The organism is Oleiagrimonas sp. MCCC 1A03011 (assembly GCF_003267965.1).
Taxonomy (GTDB): Bacteria; Pseudomonadota; Gammaproteobacteria; order Xanthomonadales; family Rhodanobacteraceae; genus Oleiagrimonas; species Oleiagrimonas citrea.
In genome coordinates this window covers 1-20,835 of record NZ_MSPY01000002.1, presented here as the reverse complement: position 1 = coordinate 20,835, position 20,835 = coordinate 1, and the positions used below count along the sequence as shown (strand labels likewise).

At 60.0% G+C, this 20,835-nt stretch carries 15 protein-coding genes; 7 read left to right on the top strand and 8 right to left on the bottom strand.

From position 1 onward, the window contains the following. Positions 1-195: 195 nt before the first annotated feature. Both BTJ49_RS03720 and BTJ49_RS03715 read right to left on the bottom strand, forming a co-directional pair. Complete coding sequence (locus BTJ49_RS03720) at positions 196-744, bottom strand: phosphatase PAP2 family protein (protein ID WP_113064520.1); 549 nt, start codon at positions 742-744, stop codon at positions 196-198. A gap of 5 nt (positions 745-749) precedes the next feature. After that, a complete protein-coding gene (locus BTJ49_RS03715) occupies positions 750-1,943 on the bottom strand; it encodes a glycosyltransferase family 1 protein (RefSeq protein WP_113064055.1) in 1,194 nt (397 codons plus the stop codon). Positions 1,944-2,193: 250 nt separating this feature from the next. On the opposite strand from BTJ49_RS03715, the gene BTJ49_RS03710 reads away from it, so the two are divergent. Further along, entirely contained in the window at positions 2,194-3,654 is a 1,461-nt protein-coding gene (locus BTJ49_RS03710) for a glycosyltransferase family 39 protein (protein WP_168184658.1), read from the top strand. A 42-nt stretch (positions 3,655-3,696) separates the two neighbouring features. Here the strand turns inward: BTJ49_RS03710 and BTJ49_RS03705 are convergent, their stop codons facing one another. From BTJ49_RS03705 to BTJ49_RS03685, 5 genes are all read right to left on the bottom strand, one after another. Further along, entirely contained in the window at positions 3,697-4,242 is a 546-nt protein-coding gene (locus BTJ49_RS03705) for a hypothetical protein (RefSeq protein WP_113064053.1), read from the bottom strand. A gap of 464 nt (positions 4,243-4,706) precedes the next feature. Then, positions 4,707-6,059: a CsgG/HfaB family protein gene (locus BTJ49_RS03700; RefSeq protein ID WP_168184657.1), complete on the bottom strand. Its 1,353-nt coding sequence runs from the start codon at positions 6,057-6,059 to the stop codon at positions 4,707-4,709. Between the two features lie 305 nt (positions 6,060-6,364). After that, positions 6,365-7,039: a hypothetical protein gene (locus BTJ49_RS03695; RefSeq protein WP_113064051.1), complete on the bottom strand. Its 675-nt coding sequence runs from the start codon at positions 7,037-7,039 to the stop codon at positions 6,365-6,367. Between the two features lie 34 nt (positions 7,040-7,073). Then, positions 7,074-8,090, bottom strand: a complete 1,017-nt coding sequence (locus BTJ49_RS03690; protein WP_240601720.1) for a hypothetical protein — start codon at positions 8,088-8,090, stop codon at positions 7,074-7,076. Positions 8,091-8,173: 83 nt separating this feature from the next. Then, on the bottom strand, positions 8,174-9,388 hold the full coding sequence (locus tag BTJ49_RS03685) for a hypothetical protein (protein ID WP_146742256.1): 1,215 nt from the start codon (positions 9,386-9,388) through the stop codon (positions 8,174-8,176). A gap of 343 nt (positions 9,389-9,731) precedes the next feature. Between BTJ49_RS03685 and BTJ49_RS03680 the strand changes: the two genes are divergently transcribed. The 6 genes from BTJ49_RS03680 to BTJ49_RS03655 all read left to right on the top strand — a co-directional run bounded on the left by BTJ49_RS03680 (position 9,732) and on the right by BTJ49_RS03655 (position 20,320). Then, positions 9,732-14,378, top strand: coding sequence for a hypothetical protein (locus BTJ49_RS03680; RefSeq protein WP_146742255.1), 4,647 nt, complete (start codon positions 9,732-9,734; stop codon positions 14,376-14,378). A gap of 290 nt (positions 14,379-14,668) precedes the next feature. After that, positions 14,669-15,346, top strand: coding sequence for a VWA domain-containing protein (locus BTJ49_RS03675; RefSeq protein ID WP_113064048.1), 678 nt, complete (start codon positions 14,669-14,671; stop codon positions 15,344-15,346). Continuing rightward, entirely contained in the window at positions 15,336-16,094 is a 759-nt protein-coding gene (locus BTJ49_RS03670; protein WP_113064518.1) for a PP2C family serine/threonine-protein phosphatase, read from the top strand. Before BTJ49_RS03675 ends, BTJ49_RS03670 begins: the two co-directional genes overlap by 11 nt. Continuing rightward, positions 16,091-18,301, top strand: coding sequence for a protein kinase (locus BTJ49_RS03665; RefSeq protein ID WP_113064047.1), 2,211 nt, complete (start codon positions 16,091-16,093; stop codon positions 18,299-18,301). Before BTJ49_RS03670 ends, BTJ49_RS03665 begins: the two co-directional genes overlap by 4 nt. A gap of 441 nt (positions 18,302-18,742) precedes the next feature. Beyond that, complete coding sequence (gene radC / locus BTJ49_RS03660; RefSeq protein ID WP_113064046.1) at positions 18,743-19,219, top strand: DNA repair protein RadC; 477 nt, start codon at positions 18,743-18,745, stop codon at positions 19,217-19,219. A 144-nt stretch (positions 19,220-19,363) separates the two neighbouring features. Then, complete coding sequence (locus BTJ49_RS03655; RefSeq protein ID WP_113064045.1) at positions 19,364-20,320, top strand: DUF932 domain-containing protein; 957 nt, start codon at positions 19,364-19,366, stop codon at positions 20,318-20,320. 58 nt (positions 20,321-20,378) lie between these two features. Here BTJ49_RS03655 and BTJ49_RS03650 read toward each other — a convergent pair whose 3' ends face one another. Beyond that, a complete protein-coding gene (locus tag BTJ49_RS03650) occupies positions 20,379-20,582 on the bottom strand; it encodes a helix-turn-helix transcriptional regulator (protein ID WP_240601719.1) in 204 nt (67 codons plus the stop codon). Between the last annotated feature and the right edge of the window lie 253 nt (positions 20,583-20,835).

The window sequence follows — 20,835 nt, the reverse complement described above, 5'->3', positions numbered from 1 at the left end:
CTGAAACACAGCGCACCGCACCGCGCCACGAAATCCTGCACCCAGGCGCAGCAACTGATCGGGGGATGCCTGACATCGCCGCCGAACAGCGCGCGCTCCGCTCGAGGACAGCTCGATGGACATGTGCCCGACGCTGCGTCCCGACGTCGTGTGGAAACGAAAATGATCGTCCGCCGCGGAATGCACGACACGGTTTCACAACCAGAACGACACGCCCTGCACGGCATACAGCGAGAGGCTGCCCAGCGCGCCACCGATGACACACGCCGCCAGCACGTCGCTGGGATAGTGCAGACCGAGCACCACCCGCGACAACGCGACCAGCACCGTGAACGGCATCAGCACGGCGGCCAGCACGGGGAAATACGCCAACGCCACCAGCGTGAACGCCACAGCCTGCAGGGTGTGCCCGGACGGGAAGCTGAATTCGTCCAGTGGAGGCACGTGCGCGATCACCCCCGGACAGGCCCGGAACGGGCGCGGACGCTTGGTCCACCCCTTTAGGGCGCGATAGAGCAGCAACGCGGACAAGCCGGTCGCCGCCATGTGCACGGACGCCTGCAGTCCGCGCGCGCCGCCGAAGATCGCCAGCGCCGCCATCGACGCGTACCAGAACATGCCGTCGCCGAGCCGGCTGACGACGGCGAAGAAGCGTCCGATCGCACGCCGCGTGCCCCAGCGGTTGGCACGGCTGCACAGCCGTGCGTCCAGCGTCGGATGCGGCGCGACGGGGGGCTGGATCATCGGGTTCATGTGCGTGCTCCGCTGTCCCGGGGATGACCGCTGAAACCCAGCGCACGCGCCTGACGCGTCGTGCGCCCCGGCGCGCTGACGCCGAGTAGGAGGGCTTCGAAATCGGCGATCACGGCGTCGGGGTTCAGCGCGGCCACGCTGCTGCGCGCACTGGCGCGCATGTCCCGATACCGCTCGTCGCGAATCAGCTTGACGCAGGCCGCGGTGAATGCCGCCTCGTCACCGTCCTCGATGCAGTACCCGTTGTGACCGCTGCGCAGATGCTCGTGCGCAGCGCCGCTGTTGAAGGCGACCGTGGGCAGACCGCTGGCCAGCGCTTCCAGGATCACGTTGCCGAACGTCTCGCTGCGACTGGGAAACACGAACAGGTCGGCACTGGCGTAACAGCGCGCGAGCGCCTCGCCATGCTGCATGCCCATGAACACGAATTCGGGGTGAGCGCGCTGCACCGCCTCGCGCGCCGGACCGTCGCCGACCCAGACGTAGCGCAAGTCCGGACAGCGCTTGCGCATGGCGTAGAACGCGTGCACCGCCAGCGGCAGATTCTTCTCCGCCGCGATGCGCCCGACGTACAGCATCACCGGCGCCCGCGAACCGGCGCCCCATCGGGCACGCAACTCGGCGTCGCGATGCGCCGGATCGAACTGTTCGGTATCGACGGCGCGATGCAGCAGGCGCACATTGTCCACACCCAGCCTCCGCAGCTCGCGGGCCAGTGCGTCGGTCGGCACCAGCGTCGCTGCGGCGCGCCGGTGGAAACGGCGCAGATAGCCGCGAACCATCGGTGTCAGCCAACCCACGCCGTAATGCGAAGCGTAGTGGTCGAACCGGGTATGGAATCCGGTCGTCGCCGGAATGCCCAGGCGGCGCGCACAACGCAGCGCACTGGCGCCGAGCGGCCCCTCGGTCGCGACATAGATCGCATCGGGTCGCCGCGCACGCCAAGCCCGAAGAAGTCGTCGATCCGCCGGCAGACCGAAACGCAGGCCCGCATAACCGGGAATCGCGGCACTCGGCGTGAGCATCGCGTCCGCCTCGGGCACGGCGTCCTTCGCCTCGCCGTATTGCCGCGGACGCACCAGCATCACGCGGTGGCCGCGCGCGCGCATGCCCTGCACCATGCTCTGCACGGTCAAGGCCACGCCGTTGGTCTCCGGCGGATAGGTTTCCGTAACGATGGCGATCTGCATGCGGCACGCCCATGGGGTCTCGTGTCCGCAGCATGCAGGGTTCATGTTGCAGCGACTTTATCCGCGCATGACGTTGATATGACTGAAAAATCGATGCCACCCCTTCCATTGGCGGTCATCACGAAGACATCCGAGCCGATATAATCGCCCCTCGATGGGCCGCGCCCCGCCGGCAAGACACTGCAAGGACACGAAGGTCTGCATGCCGAACTCAAGCTCTGCACACGCAAACACGTCCACGCGACGGGCCATGGCGCTGCTCGCCTGCCTGCTGGTTCTTCTAGGCTTCGCCTTCCAGGGCACGCGCCCGCTGTGGAGCCGCGACGAAGGTCGCTACACCGGCAATGCCCTGCAGATGATCGCCAGCGGCGACTATCTGGTGCCGGCCTACAACGCCGACCGCACCAACTTCAACAAACCGCCGATGACGGCCTGGCTCATCGCCGGCTCCATGCGCACGTTCGGGCAGAACACCTGGGCCGTGCGCACGCCTTATGCGCTGGCCTTCATCTTCACCGCCCTGCTGCTGGTCGGCATGGGACGCACGCTGATCCCGGACAAACCCTGGCTACCGGGACTGGTCTATGCCTGCACGCTGTACCCATTCCTGACCGCGAACATCGTCAGTACCGATGTCTTCCTGACGCTCTTCGAGGCCCTGGCCGGCTTCGGCTTCGTCCGCGCCTTCCTGGACCAGGACGCGACGCATCCACGCAGATGGCGCGTGCTGATGTGGCTGGGCTTCGGCCTGGCTTTCCTGACCAAGGGACCGCCGGGACTGATGCCCCTGCTGGGCATGGTTCCGTTCGTCGCGCGACGCGACGGCTGGCGCGGACTCGGCCGCTTGTTCACGCCGCTCGGCCTGCTGGTCTTTCTGGTGACCGGCCTGGGCTGGTACGCCGCCGTGGTGCTGACGCATCCCGGTCTGCTCGAGCACTATCTGCGCTACGAGGTCTACGATCGCATCTTCACCAGCGTGCACGATCGCCACGGGCAGTGGTACGGCTGGATCAAGGTCTACGTGCCCGCCCTGATGCTGGGCACGCTGCCGTGGTGGTGGTCCCTGCTGCGCGGCCTGCGCCGCACGCTCGCACCGAGCCGGCTGCGCACGCTCTGGCGTGTGCCCGGACCGCGCCTGTTCCTGCTGCTGTGGTTCGTGCTGCCGCTGTGCGTGTTCATCCTCGCGCGCTCGCGCCTGCCGCTGTATCTGCTGCCGCTGTTCCTGCCGCTCTCGCTGCTGCTGGCCTACGTGCTGCGGACGCGCATCGATCTGCGCCGTCGATCCCAGCGCGTACTGCTGGTCGTGTGGGTGCTGATCCTGATCGGCCTGAAGGGGGGCGTCTCGCTCTACGAACACCCCAAGATCGACAACCGCCTGCGCACCCGCGAGCTGCTCGGCATCACCCGCGACGTGCACTTCGATTCACTCGTCTTCGTGCGCAACAGCGACTCGGAAAGCGACGTCGACGAAACCACGCCGTGGGGCATGCGCATGTACCTGAACCGCCCCCTCTACGGCGTCGCCTGGCGCACCGAAGGCAGCCAGCAACGCGCCTGCGAGCTGGCCAAGCAGCACCCCGACGCGCTGTTCGTGACCGGGAGGTACATGCCGAACGGAGCGTTTCAGGCAGGACTGAAATCGGTGTGTCCAGCGCTGAAACCGATGCCCGTCGGGGTCTGGCGCAAGCAGAAACTCTGGCGATTCCGCTGAATCGAACCCGCACTCCCTCAGCACAGTTATCGCGAAACCACGTCACACTTGGTTCGACGTGGTGGTCACTCCGTTGACGACCCGCTCCACGATGATGTTGTGCCGACGCACGTACTCATTGAGCGCATCGAGCAGTTCCGCGTAGTCGTTGTCGTGCCTCGAGAAATAGATCTTCCGGGTCTTGGGCCGGGTCATCGAGTGATCGCGAGGCATGATGTTGTACCCCGTCACAGTCACCTTGTTGCCGGACTTTCGCAGCGGAAAGACTTTTATTTTCGCCACGTTCCGCCAGTCGATGGACTGCACGATTTTGCCGAAAAGCGCCCTTGAGACAGCACCGTCATCCAGAACCATGTCCGCTCGCGCAAAGGCGTAAATTCTTCCTATGAATGTCAGAAAAGCAATCGCGAGAATCAGGATCGCGACCATTCCGACACCCACTCCACGCTCCTGCACGAGTGACACGACAAGCACCACCACGAATGAAACCAGCATGCATGCCAGAACGAGAAGCGGGAACCAGAGCCCTCCGAACTTGAAACTGCGGGAAGAGTTCGCGCCTGCGTCATCGCCCATGATGTCGGACACCTTTTTCCAGCCCTGATCCTACGGAAAGATTCCGTGCTCACTCCTGGCCCGAAAGTGTTGGGTTCGATGGCAACGCGGATGGTGCGCCGCTTCACGTGTCAGTGCTTCGCGAGAACCGCGGACACACTGTGACCCGCTCGCGAGTCCACCGGGCATGAGCGGAAAGCCCTGAAAAGATGGCTCGGCGTCTTTCGAATACTACTTACAAGTAGATGAAATAATGCAACATAGAGTGCCGCACACACTCTGCTTACTCACTATCTTACTCACTTCTGATTTTTCGCCTTAGCGAACATCAAAGAACCCAGTGCCGGCACGCGAAACAGGTCCGCTGACGACCGATCCTCAGCCAGAAATTTCGACCCATATGGTGATCTGCATGCCTCGGTGAGGTGCCTTGCAGCCATGCAATATGGCTACAAGACACCCATTAGATCCTGGTCGATTCAGCCGCCCACACTTAACTACCAGTTCTCATCCTGGTTTTGAGCTTTCGCCTTCTTCGCCAAAGCATGGTGCTTGATGGTCAAGTGCTTGTGGGCCCTGCCTCCAGCCTCATGATCATGCGCTTTGGCGGCCTTGGTCACGACTACCCCCCGAAGCTCCATGCTTCCAGGCTTGAAGTTCATGGGAGCATGGAAGGATTCGTCGACTATGTGACCGTAAGACAGCCTTAGGGTCACCCGATCGATCTGAACCGTGCAGCAAGGGGTTTCCGATGGCCCCAGGGAAATGCCAGACTGGGGATCGACCAAATTCTTGCCCAAGTAAACAGCCTGGTACTTCGCACCTGCCTGGACCAGATCACCGCCCTGATTGATCGTCACTTGGCGACCATTGAGCTGAAGTACCGCAGGTGGGAATGTGTTCTGCAGGATTGTTGAAATGATCTCGTGATCAAGTGCCCCCATCATCTTCGAGGCCAGGGACGCTCCATCAGCTGATGCTCCCAGCGTGGTGGGCTCGGAGTCAGGCAGTTGATACTTGAACGACTGGGACATTACCAGCTGCCCAGTCGCTGCATTCACCACGCGGAGTGAAATATTTCCGCCACCCGTGTACCACTCCAGCTTCCTACCACTTAGCCGCAAATTTCGGACGTGGCGGCGATATTCAAACCGGTCGATGGTCGGTATCACGATCAAGTCGGTAGCAAGCATCTGACCGAGTCGGGCCGTATCACTGACACTCGCATTGCCTGAACGCACCAGGTCCAGCTCCTGCTGGATGTTTGCGTTGTCCTGACGATCCAGCACCGTGAAACGATGCGTCTGGGTCAAGGCATCATCAAGGTTCGTCCGTATCTCCTGCGCGACCTTGGTAGCAGCGATATGGCGATCACCAACTTCGTATTCGGTTGTATCAGTGTGCGGAAGAGCCACTACAACACGAGTTAGCTTGGCACCCGCTGCATGCCGATACTTGGCCACGTCTACGCCAATGCGTACTTTCCACAGCGTCACGTATTCGGTGTGTTTGGCGCTGTACTCGACACTCTCCGGGCCGGATGCCCGATCCCAATGCCCACTCAGCGAGCCTTGGGTATGGCCTTCCGCCAACGCGTCACCGGCCTTGGCTTTGCCACTGGCTTCTGCACTAGCCGAGATATCTCCACGATCATGGCTAGCACCACGACTTGCCTTGAGGCTCTCCTCACTGACGCTCTTCTCCGGATGCAGTTGCGACTGGGAGAGTATCTGGAAACCTGTCACGGCCCCGTGAGTTTGCATCGAAAGCCACTGGCTGTATGCCGGCGAGCCTGGCGAGGAGCCCTGCTTTTCTGACAGGAACTGCTGCGAAGTCAGCAAGGATGACAAGTCGCCTCCAACTCGCACTCCATTGACCTGCTGCACCGCCACTCGAAGTGCATGGTCTATCGCCGCCTGCAGCGTTGGACCAGTAGCCGACACTTCGACGTGCTGACGGGAAACGCCTCCAAAATCTGGAGCCTTGCGAGGCGCGCTTTCTGCGGGGGCCGGGGCTGATCCGACTGCCTTGGGCGGCGAATTGACCTGGGCAGAGCCCGTGTCTGCGTGCTTGTTGCACCCGACAGCCAGCAGTGTGAAGGCAAAGATGCCGCCACACCTGAGGAGTCCAGGCAACAGAGGCGTTGCCCGGTTACTCATTCACCCAACCCTCCAAGGGCGTCTGTGGCATTGGCAGGAACGGTGACGCCATTCTTCTTGCCAATCATCACGGTCTTCTTGAAGACGGTGTACAGCTCTTTCGAATAGCCCGGCGTTGCCTTGGCGATGTACAAGCCTTCCTTCAGCTTGCCGAAGCCTGAAGCAAGACCCGCCAAACCGCCACCCGCCGAAGACTTGACCGATGAAGCGAACTTTTCAGCTTCCTGGACCGTCTTGCGCGTACCAAGTACCCCCTTGGCGAAGTGCGGCAAGCTCGCCGAATAAGCCTTCTTTTCTTCCGCATTGAGCTTGACTTGCTTGGCCTGCTTCTCGGCAATCTTCTTATTGGCTGCCTTGGAAATTTCCACGGTTTTTTTCAGCGAGCTCTCATCGACGGACCCGCTCGAAAGCGCTTTCTGCTCAGCCTCAAGCTGCTCAGCCTGATCTTTCATTCCGTAGGCACGGGAAAGCAGGGCCTGAGCTGTCAGAACCTCCTTCTGGGACCCCACAAAATCCTTGACGAGAGCATCCTGCGAAGCAGACATATCCGTGTTGCTCTTGGAATGACCAAAAACGTGTGAAAGCTGCGGTGCAGCCTGCACGAAAGGAACCATGGCAAGGGACACGGCAAGCGCGGCGGCAACAATCTTTTTCGAAGTCTTGATACGCATTTCTTCCTTCCTTTTACCTGACTGGAAAATGGACTCAGTGGATACCGCGGTTGGCAAGCTCATCGACCATGTGCTGTGACGCTTTACGTGAAGCAATGGTCAGCGCATTCGTCTTCGCCACTGTGGAATTCGGGCCAAGACCGGCGTACTGAACGGGGCCTATAGAAACCAATGTGCGCGCGAATCGGCCGGACACGTCATAGACCTTGCCCGTCACCGTGACAAACACGCGAGTGTTCCCGCTCACCGGATCCTTGTCCGGCAAGCCAACGTCCAGCGTTCCGATAGCCAGCAACTTGATGCCTGCGGCATGCACCCCCTGGGTTGTCTGGTACATCAGCTTGGACGGCAGGTCGTTGCCTGTGCTGTAGGCCGCACGGATCTTTGCAATGTCCAGGAGTCCATTGCTCGCACCTTCCACTTGGCCGGCATCAATCACGTCATAGCCAGCGTTGGCAAACGTACCCGTCATGGCCGTATTGATCTCGCCGGCCTGAGCGACGGTCCACTGCACTTTGTCCGCCTTGTTTAGAGTGCTACCACCGGAAACGGTGCGAACACTTGCGTGTTCCTTGATGCCACCGGAGGTTTGCACGTCATGGCGGCGGATGGCTTCCCCTTCATCGGTGTGACGGCTCGCGGAAACATCCACATCAGCGCGCTTATAGACCCTGCTATCGAACTTCTGCACGCTCGACTGACTGCGTGCCACAAAGAGAAACGTCAGCATCTCGTGGCTCTGCGATGCGATCTTGTTCGCTGACGCCGCACCTGCTCCAAGATCATTGAGCAACCGAGTGGTGTTGATCGTTGCTCGGACCACCACAGTGTATGTTTTTGCCCCTTTGTCGCGCTGCTCGGACAAAACGGTGGCATCCAGGACGTAATCACCGATGTGCGATGCGAATTCGGCTTGCCGAGACTCGAACATCTGCGATCGTGCACTGTCGGTATTGGCGATGTAGCGCTCCAGTGCGTTGACTTCCGCCTTCTTCATTGCCTCCTGCCGCTGTACGGCAGAAAGCCGCCACCCATAGGTCACCATACCCATGCCCTTCTGGGACACGGTCTGAGCGAAACAAGGCTGAACGCCTACGATGAGCGCAAGTACAAACAGGAAAGCATGGGCTGGCCTTAACGACATGATTTGATGAGCTCCCGTAGGGTAGATAGCTGCTTCTCTACATCACGACCTTTCGGCATGGCTGAGTGCACCCAGGGCGCGCCAGGGGTAGAGATGGACTTCGTGAAGTTGTTGAAAAGCATCAGCAGGGTTTCGTAGGAAGCGGCCCAGTCATCCGTCGCTTTCTGGGACACAGGAACGATCTTCGATGCTCCCTGGCGCATACGCTGCGCGAAATACACATGCCCCGATAGTGGCTCGGTCACTTTCACGTCTACGAATGCTCCGTAGAGGTACACAGTGGCCGCTGCATCGCTGCTACGCGCAATCTTCTTGAACCCTGCGACATTCAGGGCAATGTCGTAGTCGGCATCCGGGATCTTCAGCTGATATGCATCGCCTTCAGCAAAACGGGCCGGCATCGACCCACCCAGCGCCTGGTTACTGCTGTACGGGAGCAATGAAATGCCCTGGTTGGTCGCAAGGAATTTCCCAAATTCCTGGGCAACCTGCTGCTTGAGCGCAGTAATGTTTTCGTTCGGGGCCACCCTGGCCAAATACTTGATCGTTCGTGGTGAAAGCGTGACCTTGCCCACCCTCAGATGACGGATCGAAGCATCTGGCACATGCGCGCGCTGGATCGTCTTGACGAATTCGGACTCCAGAGACGGACGCCCGGACGCGCCGAAAATCAGGCTTTGGTAGAGACCCTTGATGTATGCATCCGATGGAGGGGTGTCCCGCGCATCGATGTATTCCAAGGTGAAAGGGAAGCCGCCTAGGATCTGCTTGTCTTTGAAATTGAAGAAGAGCGCTTGGGCACCAATCTCTACGCGCACCTTGTAGGTATTACCGATACGCTCGACAGAAGTCGATTCCCTGTCGATGGCCAAGGCAAGCGCTGTGGCCTTCTGCTCATCGCTTGTGGACCCAAGCGAATCGAAGGAAATCTTCAGGGGAAGACTCTGGTCGCTCAGAAGCCTGTGCAAATCTCCGTCCAGGCGGACCGTGCCATCCGCAGACAATGCTTCGGATATGTGTGGATACGTGCTCGTGATGTCCGCGGCGTCGCTTGTGTACGCCACGCCTGCAAAGTAGACGTGCGAAGCATCTTGCGCGGAAGCACATGAGAGCGCGCCTAGAAAACAGAGCAGAACAACCGCACAAATTTGGCGCGATAGGCTCCGCAAATTGGGCACACACACGTGCCACATCTTGCGACTCATTCCTTATACCCCCTGTCACCACAGATCCTTTCAAACATTTCTGTGACGAACATCCAATCTTGCAGACCCTAACTCAGAATTTCTTCAGGTGGAAGTGGGTGCGTCTATCATGCACAACTAGTGGGCACGGCCCTATCAAGGCTCGCACTGCTTTTATGTCTAATGAGATTGGGTTGCGAGCAGGCCGCGCACCCACATCGTTCGGACAACCGAGCTCTTAGTCTGTGGGAGCAAGGCATAGTCCATGCCAACATTAGCTCAGATGCCCCAAACAACGCATTTGAGGCCCTGTCGCTGACTCACATCGATGACGGCCTACCCCTGTGGCGTGCAGGAGACAGCCATGGCTTTGACCGACCGGAAGGACTTGAATCGTCTAAAAATGCTGGTACAGGCCACTGAGCCGGCGACCAAGCTGGAAAATCTAGTCGCAGGACTAATCGGCGACTTGATCGGGATCAGCGTGGCGGTAGCGAAGTCTGGGTTCCAACACGGGGCGGATGCCGGCACGACGGGCCGCCAGGGTCGCTTCCTGCGCATGGAATGCAAACGTTACCGCGATACGACCAGCTTAGATGAGCGGCAGTTGCTCGGCGAGATGGACCACGCCTTTGCCCGTGATGCTGCGCTCGAGCTGTGGATCCTTGCTGCATCGCGTGAAGTACCCGAGCAACTTGAAAAGAGCCTGACGGCCAAGGGCGAGGGGCATGGGGTGCCCGTATTGATCTTGGACTGGAAAGACCACGAGACGCCATCATTGGCAGTGCTGCTGGCCTCGCAACCAAGCTTGGTCGAAAACTTTGTGAACAAGGAGGCCAGCGAAATCGCGATGCGCCTTCAGGCAGCCGTCGGCCCACGGATCGAGCAGCTGCGTCGTGAGTTTGCAGGCTGGCAGATTGGTGCAGCTATGTTGCGGCGCTTGTCGTGGGAACGACTCGACTCGGTGTGGAAGAACCCGCGCCAGTCACAGGCGCATTTTGGCCAGGTGGTCTCGGGCGGGAAATTGGCTCTCATCCACAGGGATCAACTGTTGCAGAAGCTCGACGCTTGGTGGGACGCGCCACCTGAGCTGGGCTCACCGATGTGCGTGAACGGGATGATGGGCGTCGGCAAGACCTGGGTGGTAATCGACTGGCTGATCCAGCGAATGGATGCATTGCCCAGCGTCTTGCTGGTGCCCGCGTCGGCTCTACGGGGAGCTGGCAATGGATTGGGCTCCGCGTTCGGGGTCAAGAGCTTTCTTGCCGAGTGTTTGCGGGACCTGGCGCAGATTAGGGACCTCGGTTATTGGCGTGCGCGGCTGGAGCGCATGCTACGGCGACCGGAAGTGGAAGGCTGCGCGCTGGTAGTGGTGTTCGACGGCATGAACCAACAGCCGACGGTCGATTGGGTCGCGTTGCTGAAGGTGCTCCAGGCCGATGAGTTCCGTGGTCGCATCCGCGTCGTAACGACCACACGATCCCATCACTTCGACAACCACCTTCGCCGGTTGGGAAGCTTGGCGGACCGAGCCGTACCAGTCGAGGTAGGCGTCTATGATGCGCAGCCCGGGGGTGAGTTTGACCAGATGCTCGCGCTTCACACGCTAACCCGGAGTGACCTGCACTCGGACCTGCACGAATTGGCGCGTAACCCGCGCCTGTTCGACTTGGTCATTCGATTCCGCGAGCGACTGGTCGATGGTGGCACCGTGACGCTACATCGGCTGCTGTGGGAATACGGTCGCGACACCGCCGGCGAATCGCACAACCGGGAGTTTTCGGAGGCCGAGTGGGAAGAGTGGTTGCAGACCGCTGCCAAACGGCTACGCGATGGGATCCGGACCTACACCACGCAGGAACTCAGCGAGCTCACGGCTCGTCCTTACCTCGATCCTAATGCCATCTATAACCGCTTGAGCGAGATCATCGACACGCCGTTCGTGAAGGCAGGGGCCGACCGTACGCTGGAGTTGTCTCCCGTGCTTGTCGCCCACGCGTTGGGTGCCACGGTGGTGTCTTTTCTGGAGTCGACTGGAGGGGATGACCGCAGCGAACTCGAGGAGATACTTGCCAAGTGGCTTGACCCTATCGCCGGCCTGGACCAGCGCGCCGAAATCCTTAAGGCGGCTGTGGCCATCGCGCTGGAGTCCCACCAAGCGAGGTTACTGCTGGGAGTCTTGGTCGCTGCGTGGCTGCAAACGCAAAACCTAGGGGAGGCGCATGTGCGCGAGGTGTACCTACTGGCGGCGGAAATGCCAGAGGCCCTGCTCGATACGATCGAGCTCTCGAATCGACACACACATGCTTCTAGTCAGCACCATGCGGTCAACGCTCTTCGCAGGATAAATCGAGATAATACGCGTGCCAGGGAGCAAGTCCTGACCCGCGCGGCGGACTGGTTGCGCGTAGTGTCGCGTAACGTCGACCCCCGAGCCCAACCCGAGCCTGAAGTCGAACGGCATAGACACGAACGCCTGATGTCGCGACTGGGCGTGGATGAATCGGGTGAACAGTTCATCCTAGGCGAAACTATGCGTCTGGTGGATCGCGATGACACCCTATGGGCCGAACACGTGCCGGCGCTTCTGGAGGGCTACCCACTGAAGGCAGGCGTCCCGCTTCTGCAAATCGCGGCCATCGCCGCTTCGGTTGCTTTCAATCATTCGGCTTGGAAACAGCTGCGCTGGGCGCTCCTGCTCAATCCAATTGACCCGCAAGAGGTGGCCGACGCGGTCCGCGCAGCAGCGGCAGAGATGCAAACCCGGGTGCCCGAACCGGGGCGCCATCCGAGCTTGCCGGCTCTGGCTGCCGAGTTGTTGTTGCACATTACCGGTCGTCGACACGACGACGAGGCCGCGGCAGCGCTCAAGGTCGAGTTGGGCAAAACCTACGACTATAACCTCGACTACCTGGCCAACCCGGCGCGCAGCCTGTTCGCGCTCGAACGTCGGCATGCGATGGACGCGCTGAACGACCCCTCGCTGAGTCTCCGTAATCGGGTCGGTCGCTGCGGCGACATGTGGTTGGATCCTAGCTTTGAGGCCCCTTTGGCCGTGTGTCAGGAGGTAGCAAGAGCAGTCCAGGAGATCGACGTTAATCAGCTTTACACCGGGCGCAATGTCACCCGGGAGGACCAAGACTTCGAAGAACTCCAGGCCATACTCGCGCGATGCGCACCCAGTGAGCTGGCGGCGCTGCGCCGTCGTTTGGCGCGCGCGCCTGCCACCGTGAAGGAACGTGCCGCGCGGTCGTGGGAAATCAATCGCGCCTTGCTGCTCTACGGGCCGGATGAGGCGGCCGGCGCCCGACAGACCCGCCTACAGGGGCGCGAAAGCCGCGAGGGTGATGAAATGGTGGCGACCTCAGAGCTTCTCCTTCCTGAGCTCGTCGGCAAGGATGCCTTGACTCAGGCGGTGACGGTCATCGAGGCGGATATAGCACACATTCCGATATCGATCGCTGACGCCGTCGAACCGTTGACTGGCAATCAAGCCGACCAACTCATTCGACTTTTCGAAGCGGGCTCCTCGAAGCAGCGGCGTAACGTGCTCGCCCTGCTAGTTACGTCGCCACCTGTACTGAGCAATTTCGCTTGGGCGTGGGTGTACGCGTACACCGCGTCGGAGGATGAAATCGACGTTCGACTGGCGTACATGGCATTGGAAGCTTCTGATCCGATGCGGCTAGGCCTCGATCTCAATAAGCAGGGCTGGCGGTTCACTGCTGGCGTGGACGCTTTCCTGGCGCATGCGGCCTCAGGGGCGCTCATCACCGCGACCAAAGCCCTACCGTTTGAGCAGGTCGCCGCACGGCTGGCACCTTGGCGATTGCTAGAAGCCGTGCGCCATCGCGGCGGGGATCCCTCCGAAATACGCCTCGCTGCGGAGTTGCTTGATGCGGTCTTAGCAAGTGGGCCTGCGCAAACGCTGGATGTCGGCGCACAGCTGACGGTGCGTAGAGACACAAACTCCACTTCACCCACTTGGTACTCGATCAATCCTCACCCACCAGCCGACCCGAATTCGGCCGAAGCTATGCGTCAGGTTTTTAATACGGAGGCCAGGATAGCGGCATTCGACCGTGCCAGCGAAGTGGCAAAGGCGCGAATTCACAAGGCACGGCAGGAAGGCGCGAGCCTGTTCCTGGAGTTCGTGACATACGAGGACGGCCTCGCGCTATGTCGTCATGCCCCCGAAGACGTGGAGCGCTGGGTCGCCGGTCATGAGGATTTGAGCCCGGATTTTGTACGTCGCGTGGAACAAGCCGAGGGCTTATTCCTGGCCATCTGCGAGGCGCTGCTAGTCATCAAGCCTACGCTAGGCGCAAGCTTGTGGCAGGCTCTGCGGCGCTCACTCCGTACGCACATCGAGGGTCCGGCAAAGTTGCCGGAATTGCTGCACTTGCTGTTCCGCGCCCCGGACTCACCCTCAGTTTTGGAGGCGCGCCATGACTTGTTGTCGTTGACTTCAGCTAACACCGATGCTGATCTTTACGAAGTCGCGCTTGTCGCCACGCTGAACGGGCATAGCGATTGGGTGGAGGCACACATCGCAAGCGATGCGGCGTCTGACCTACCATGGCGTCAACTGCGCGCCGCCACGCTGGCTGGCTTTCGGATCGGCAACACGCTCCCCGTCGCTGATGCCTGGCCTGAAGGTCCACCGACGTCGTGGGCGGAGGATGTGGAGCGTCGCTCGGCGCGACTTCAGTTCCTGGAGGCCTGTGCGCACCACTGGTGGAGCGAGTATTGGCGCCGCGAGGATCTCGACGAGGCTTACGCCGCGTGGGTGCTGTTCTGCCAATGCGCCGACCGGCGAGCCGTGGCTTGGATGGCGTCGGAGGCCGAGCGCTCAACAAACAGCGAGGCACTTAAGACTGCGAAGTTGCGTCATTGGCGTGCCAACCGGCTGGGATGGAAGCACGGAGCCGATAAGAGCAATCTCAACCTTGATCGCAATTTTCTATGGCGAACCACCGAAGACAAGGTCTGGCCTTGGCGTGCAGGCTGACTGGGCCCCAAGTTAGTTCCCCCTGCGCGGATGTGAGTGTCGCCCCTCAAGGAATTGATCGACCCGCCGCGCAATAATGCGCAATGAGGGAGCAGTGGGAATTAAGGCCTCGTTGTGGTCCGCTTCAGATCGCACGGTGCCTCTGAGGTTACATGGGCAGCATACGGCCACGAGAGGACACTAAACGTCCTAGCAGCTTGCGTTAATATCGGCCCTCAGGCCAATACTTGAAGAGTTGTTGTCTGAACTGAAGCGGACGACATCGCACTACCTAACAGGGAGGGGGAAACATGGACCATTTCGAGCAGCAACCCTTTGCGGATGCTGAGTTTGCGGAAAATCCTGAGCAACGATGCCCCTGCATCTTGCTGCTGGATACATCGAGCTCCATGAATGGAGCACCGATCAATGAACTGAACGAGGGACTCCAATCGTTCAAAGACGAGCTTCTCGCAGATCCACTAGCGTCCAAGCGCGTCGAACTGGCTGTTGTGACATTTGGTCCAGTGAATATCAGGACAGAATTCACGACCGTCGATAGCTTCTACCCGGAGATGCTGGAGGCCAACGGCCTCACCCCGATGGGTGAAGCCATCACTCGGGCCCTGGATCTCTTGGATGAGCGCAAGGATCGCTATCGCTCGAACGGTGTCAAATACTATCGGCCTTGGGTCTTCCTCATCACGGACGGCACCCCGACCGATGAATGGCACGCAGCGAAAGGGCGAATTCACGAGGGTGAAGAACAAAAGAAGTTCATGTTCTACGCCGTCGGCGTCCAGAGTGCGGACATGTCCATCTTAACGGAGCTCACCACGCGGAGGCCACTGAAGCTCAAGGGCCTAGCGTTCCGAGAGCTGTTCTCTTGGCTGTCGAGTTCACTGAGTGCGGTGTCTCAGTCCAATCCTGGCGACCTCGTCGCTCTGCCCAATCCCGCGGCTCCCGATGGGTGGGCCGTTGCTGGATAAGCAGACCTGGCGCTGGGCAGCGGCATCGAGAACCGGCACATCGCATCTACGAACAGGGACCAGAAAGCAGGACGCTTACCGCATCGTCCAGTTTCCCCAGGGTGCGCTCTGTGCGGTCGTCAGCGACGGTGCCGGCAGCGCCAGCCATGGCGGTCAAGGCGCATCTCTCGCCTGCAGGCACCTTGTGGCCTGCATGAAGGCTTGGTTGCTCGAACATGAGCAACTGCCCGACCTCGGAGAGGTGCGATGCTGGATTGATGATCTGCGTGATCGCTTGACCGCCATCGCGAAGCGGCGCGAACTCAGACTCCGCGATTTCGCATCCACGCTGGTCATGCTGACCATTCATGGTGACCAGGGGCTCGCGCTGCAAATCGGCGACAGCGCTTTAGTGGCCCGCAAGGAAGGCGTCTGGGAAGCCGTGTGTTGGCCGGAAAATGGGGAGTTTGCTTCGACCACGTACTTCATCACGGACCAGCCCGAGGTCCGTCTCCATGCTTTTCCGTTTGACCTCGAACACGACGCCTTTTCCCTCTTTTCCGATGGTCTGGATTCCGTGGCTCTGGAGCAGGCGAGCCAGAAGCCTTTCTCCCGCTTCTTTGATCCGATGATCAAGCCCGTCGACGAAGCCGAAGGTCAGGGAAAGTTGGCCAATCTTTCGCAGGTGTTGGGCAACTACCTCGACAGCGAAAATCTGTGCGAACGCACAGACGATGACAAAACCCTCATCCTGATTTCAGGAAGATGAGCACCCCATCCATTCGCATCGGGGGCAAAAGCATTCCCTTGGGCAAGAGTCTTGGGAAGGGGGGCGAAGGTGATGTGTTCGCATGTGCTGCCAGTTCAGACGTTGCCATCAAGGTCTACAAGGAAAGACTTCGCAACTCCCGTGAAGGGAAAGTGCGGGCGATGGTCGAGAGCAAACTTGCCAGCCAGTCCAGCCTGGTTGCGTTCCCGGCAGCCGTGGCTACCGATGCGAAAGGTCGCTTCGCCGGATTCGCAATGCGGCTTGTCTCGGGATACAAGCCCGTCCATGAGCTGTACAGCCCCAAATCTCGCAAAGTTCACTTCCCGAACACCGACTACCGCTTCCTGATCCGAGTCGCGCAGAACATTGCTCGGGCCGTGGCAACCGTCCACCAAACCGGATGCGTGATTGGTGACTTCAATCACTCCGGCGTCCTGATCTCCAAGGACGCCACTGTCGCGTTGATCGATGCCGACAGTTTCCAGTTCAGCCTGAATGGACAGACATACCCATGCGTGGTCGGCACCGAAGATTTCACGCCACCAGAGCTACACGGCAAGCGCCTGGCTGAAGTCACACGCACACGGGCGCACGATAACTTCGGTCTCGCCGTGGTGATCTTCCAGCTCCTGGTCATGGGTAAGCATCCATACGCCGGGCGATACAACGGTCCCGACATCGGCCTCGGGGAAGCCATCGCTCAGAATCGATTTGCCTATTCAATTCTTCGCCAACGCGAGACCCAGACGATACCGCCACCGGCGTCGCTGAGCCTGGACCAATTCCCTCGACCGATCGCGCACGCGTTCGAAGAAGCTTTCGGACTCACCCCTTCATCCCGCCCTTCCCCATCTATCTGGATCACGCTTCTCGAAGAGTTGGAGAAGAGCCTGCGGCGCTGTGCCTCCGTAAAGACCCACTTCTTCCCACATGCCTCCGGCCGCTGCATCTGGTGCGAGTTCACCCAGCGCACCAGCGTTGAGCTTTTCCCTGACACCTCTGGCGCTGGATCTATCCCCAGATCCGGCCCATTCGACATTAAGCGCGTGATGGCGGCCATTCGATCCATCCATCTTCCGCGTCCGGAAGATCTGATGCCGAAGTGGAGTGGCAAGCCTGGCCCTCCCACATCAGCAATGGACGAAGCCAAGCAGTCTCGTAACGCTCAACGCGGCGTCGGCACAGTGTTGGTGCTTGCGGCAACCGTCGCTATGTTCGTGGCGCCAAAGTTGACCTTGATCTGGCTGGCCATGGGTGTTTTTGGCTTCACCCGCCTGTTGAGTGGAAAGATCGATCCCGCACCGTTGATCAGGGCTTACACCGACGCGGACCATCGCATTCACTCGGCCATCGAGTCCTACTTGAGAAGCACCGGGTACACCGAAGCTTATGGCTTGCGGAACCAACTGCAGGACCATGTAGCTCAATACCAACAACTCGATCAACAGCTGAATGCGGCGCTCAACCACCTACAGTCCACGCGAAGAGAGCGGCAACTCGACGAGTTCTTAGATGGCATCAAGATTCGTGAAACAAAGATCGCGGGGATCGGGCCATCTAAAACGGCCACATTGTCATCTTTCGGGATTGAAACCGCCGCGGACGTTGTCTACCGAGACGTGCTCAGCGTGCCTGGTTTTGGACCGGCACTGACTGGGAACCTCGTCCAGTGGCGCAAGAAACATGAAGCACGGTTTCGCTACAACCCGACGCCGAATGCGTCAGACAAGCAAGCAGAGAACTCCGTTCACGTGGCCGTCGCCAAAAAACGCATCGAACTGGAAAGCAAGCTGAACTCAGGCGTGGCCGCCTTGAACGCGGCGGCATCCAGACCCGCGACACGAAAAGGCGCCGCTGCCTGGCCAGAGCTCACGGAGTTGTTGGCCAAACGTGCTCGGCTCGAAGACGAAGCCAAAGAACACGGAATCAAACTGCCAGCCAGGAGGCCTATCAGTGCTCCGGTTCCGCAGCCAGCTCCGGCATCGGCATCGGCACCGAGCCCATTCCAGCAAACCAGGCCGCCTCAGCCCTCCTCACAGCACGCTTCAACCCGCCAACACACGCATACGGCCAGTTCTGGCGGAACGCCTACCTGCCCCATCTGCCAATCGCAGATGATTCGTCGAAAGGCAAGAAGAGGTCCGAAAGCGGGGAAATACTTCTGGGGGTGTTCGCGCTACCCCGCATGCCACGGCACTAGGAACTAAAACGGCAAGAGCTATCCCATCGACTGGACAGTCATTCGACGAAGATGGAAGCCCGCGCGGCCCTCACTTCACCTATATTTCCCCAAATTAAAAAATTTCAGATCCATATCACGACCAGGAGAACGGAAGACTTGTTCTCAACTAAGGCGGGACATCCTTCCCCGCGATCTTGCTCAAGGAGCCTTTCGTGATATCCATTGCCTCTCCCCTCGAGTATCTGGCTGCGTTCGCCGTGGTCTTCCTGGTCGGACTCATCTCTGGTGCGAGTAAGCACCTCTGACTGAGTCATCGTCCGTACGACCAGAACCACCACGTTAACGATCAGTTGCTGATCGTCTCAAGACCTCAGCTACCAACCTCTCGAAATCACACGCAGAAGCGCACACGGGCCGGCATTCGCTGGCCCGTGTGCGTTATGCCGTGTCCAAAAGGAGCACTTCCATGCCTTCTATTCCGTCTTCACTTTCCTCCACCTGCCGCCCCATTGGGGAACACGCCATTCTCGCGGCTGCCGAGCTGATTCTCTCGAAGAAGCTCAAGCGGCTTGGGAAGATCAACAACCCAACCGATGCCGCTGAGTTTCTCCGTGCCCGTATGGGCGGTCTCATGCACGAGGAATTTCATGTGATGTGGCTGGACAACGCGCATCGCATTCTCGATTGCCAACGGCTCTTCACCGGCACCATCGACGGCGCCAGCGTGCATCCTCGCGAGGTCGTTCGGGCTGCCCTGCAGATCAACGCAGCGGCCGCCATCTTTGCCCACAACCATCCGAGCGGCGTGGCCGAACCCAGTTCGGCAGACAGGACCCTCACGCAGGAACTCCGTGATGCGCTTCGCCTGGTCGGTGTCCGCGTGGTGGATCACCTGATCATCGGAGCCGAATGCGTCAGCCTCGCAGAGCGCGGCTTGATGTAGCCAGATGGCATGCCGTCCACGGATGGTTCTCTCGCCACTCGCGGCAAACCTCACCCGCTTTATCACCCCTCCCTTCACGGCATAACGCCCGGTTTCGGCCAGGCGTTATGCGTTGGGGCATCCGCATCGCTCAAGGAGTTTGTCATGCATCTTGTTCAGTCGATGGCCTATGCCGGCGCTACGCCGTGGCACGGCATCGGTACTTCGCTTTCCCCGCATCAACCGATCGAAGTCTGGGCCCGCGAGGCGGGAATGGACTGGCGGATCGAGTCCTCGAACGTATGCTTTGTCGCCGGCACATCCAGGCTGGGGGCCTTGCATCCTTTTCCGGGCCAGAAGGTTCTGTATCGCTCAGACACCAAGGCACCGTTGTCCGTCGTCTCGGATCGCTACCAGGTGGTGCAGCCTGCCGAAATCCTGGAGTTCTATCGGGATCTGATCGAGGCCGGCGGTTTCGAGCTGGAAACGGCGGGCGTCTTGAAGGAAGGTCGCAAGCTCTGGGCGCTGGCGCGTACGGGCCAAAGCGTCACGCTCAAGCGCAAGGACCGTGTTGAGGGGTATCTGCTCCTGGCCACCGCCTGTGACGGCACGCTGGCCACGACAGCCCAATTCACGTCGGTGCGTGTGGTTTGCCACAACACGCTCGCCCTGGCGCTTGGTCGAGGACAGGGTGCGGTCAAGGTGCCTCATCGAAGCCAGTTCGATCCGGACAAGGTCAAACTGGAGTTGGGGCTGGCCGTGTCGTCCTGGGGTGACTGCACCGACCGGATCAAGGCTCTAGCCGACTGCCATGTCCGACCGAAAGCTGTCGAGGCGTACTTCCGCCAAGTGTTGAAACTGCCAGCCTCAAATGGCAACCGGAACGCACGCCCTGCGCGAACGCTCAAGGCCATGCATGAACTTTTTCATGGCCGTGGCATGGGCTCTGATCTTGCATCCGCGGATGGAACAACCTGGGGGTTGGTCAACAGCGTGACCGAGTTTGTCGATCACCATCGGCGCGCGCGTAGTCATGATCACCGCCTGGACGCGGCATGGTTTGGCCAAGGCGCTTCGTTCAAGCAACGAGCCTGGGATGAGGCGCTGAAGCTGGTCGCTTGACGCCAATCGCGGGACCTGCAGTCAGCCCAACCCTGAATTTTGTCGTCATTGGCGGGCGCTATTCAGCGCTCAGCAGAAGGCAAATATCCACATCCAAGACCACGCCAAGCTTGCACAACACCAGAAGTGACGGGTTGCCAATGGCTCGCTCGATCTGACTGACATAAGTGCGATCAACATCCGCCTCCAACGCAAGCTGCTCCTGCGAGAGTCGCTTGCTTTTACGGAGGGTCCGGATGTTCCGCGCCAGTTCTTGGCGCACTTGATCGATGTCCCGAGGTGGCATGCACGCAAGGTGCGCGTTGCGAGACCTTTAATCCACGGGATATATTCATCAAACTTAACTTCATGCCGATCTACACGTAGCACGCGCTACACGGGCACTTCGGCATGCGTCGGGCTACTCATGGGCAGCCGAACCGTGGAACCCACCCACAAGTACACGCCCTCAGGCGAGCACACATGTGCTCGGAGAGGATGTGTTCGTTTTTCAACAGAAAGGAATAGCTGTCATG

Coding starts and splice junctions, on each gene's coding strand:
- BTJ49_RS03685 (WP_146742256.1), bottom strand. CDS start 9,388: ATGAGTCGCAAGATGTGGCACGTGTGTGTGCCCAATTTGCGGAGCCTA.
- BTJ49_RS03690 (WP_240601720.1), bottom strand. CDS start 8,090: ATGGGTATGGTGACCTATGGGTGGCGGCTTTCTGCCGTACAGCGGCAG.
- BTJ49_RS03655 (WP_113064045.1), top strand. CDS start 19,364: ATGCATCTTGTTCAGTCGATGGCCTATGCCGGCGCTACGCCGTGGCAC.
- BTJ49_RS03665 (WP_113064047.1), top strand. CDS start 16,091: ATGAGCACCCCATCCATTCGCATCGGGGGCAAAAGCATTCCCTTGGGC.
- BTJ49_RS03715 (WP_113064055.1), bottom strand. CDS start 1,943: ATGCAGATCGCCATCGTTACGGAAACCTATCCGCCGGAGACCAACGGC.
- BTJ49_RS03710 (WP_168184658.1), top strand. CDS start 2,194: ATGGCGCTGCTCGCCTGCCTGCTGGTTCTTCTAGGCTTCGCCTTCCAG.
- BTJ49_RS03695 (WP_113064051.1), bottom strand. CDS start 7,039: ATGCGTATCAAGACTTCGAAAAAGATTGTTGCCGCCGCGCTTGCCGTG.
- radC (WP_113064046.1), top strand. CDS start 18,743: ATGCCTTCTATTCCGTCTTCACTTTCCTCCACCTGCCGCCCCATTGGG.
- BTJ49_RS03720 (WP_113064520.1), bottom strand. CDS start 744: ATGATCCAGCCCCCCGTCGCGCCGCATCCGACGCTGGACGCACGGCTG.
- BTJ49_RS03675 (WP_113064048.1), top strand. CDS start 14,669: ATGGACCATTTCGAGCAGCAACCCTTTGCGGATGCTGAGTTTGCGGAA.
- BTJ49_RS03680 (WP_146742255.1), top strand. CDS start 9,732: ATGGCTTTGACCGACCGGAAGGACTTGAATCGTCTAAAAATGCTGGTA.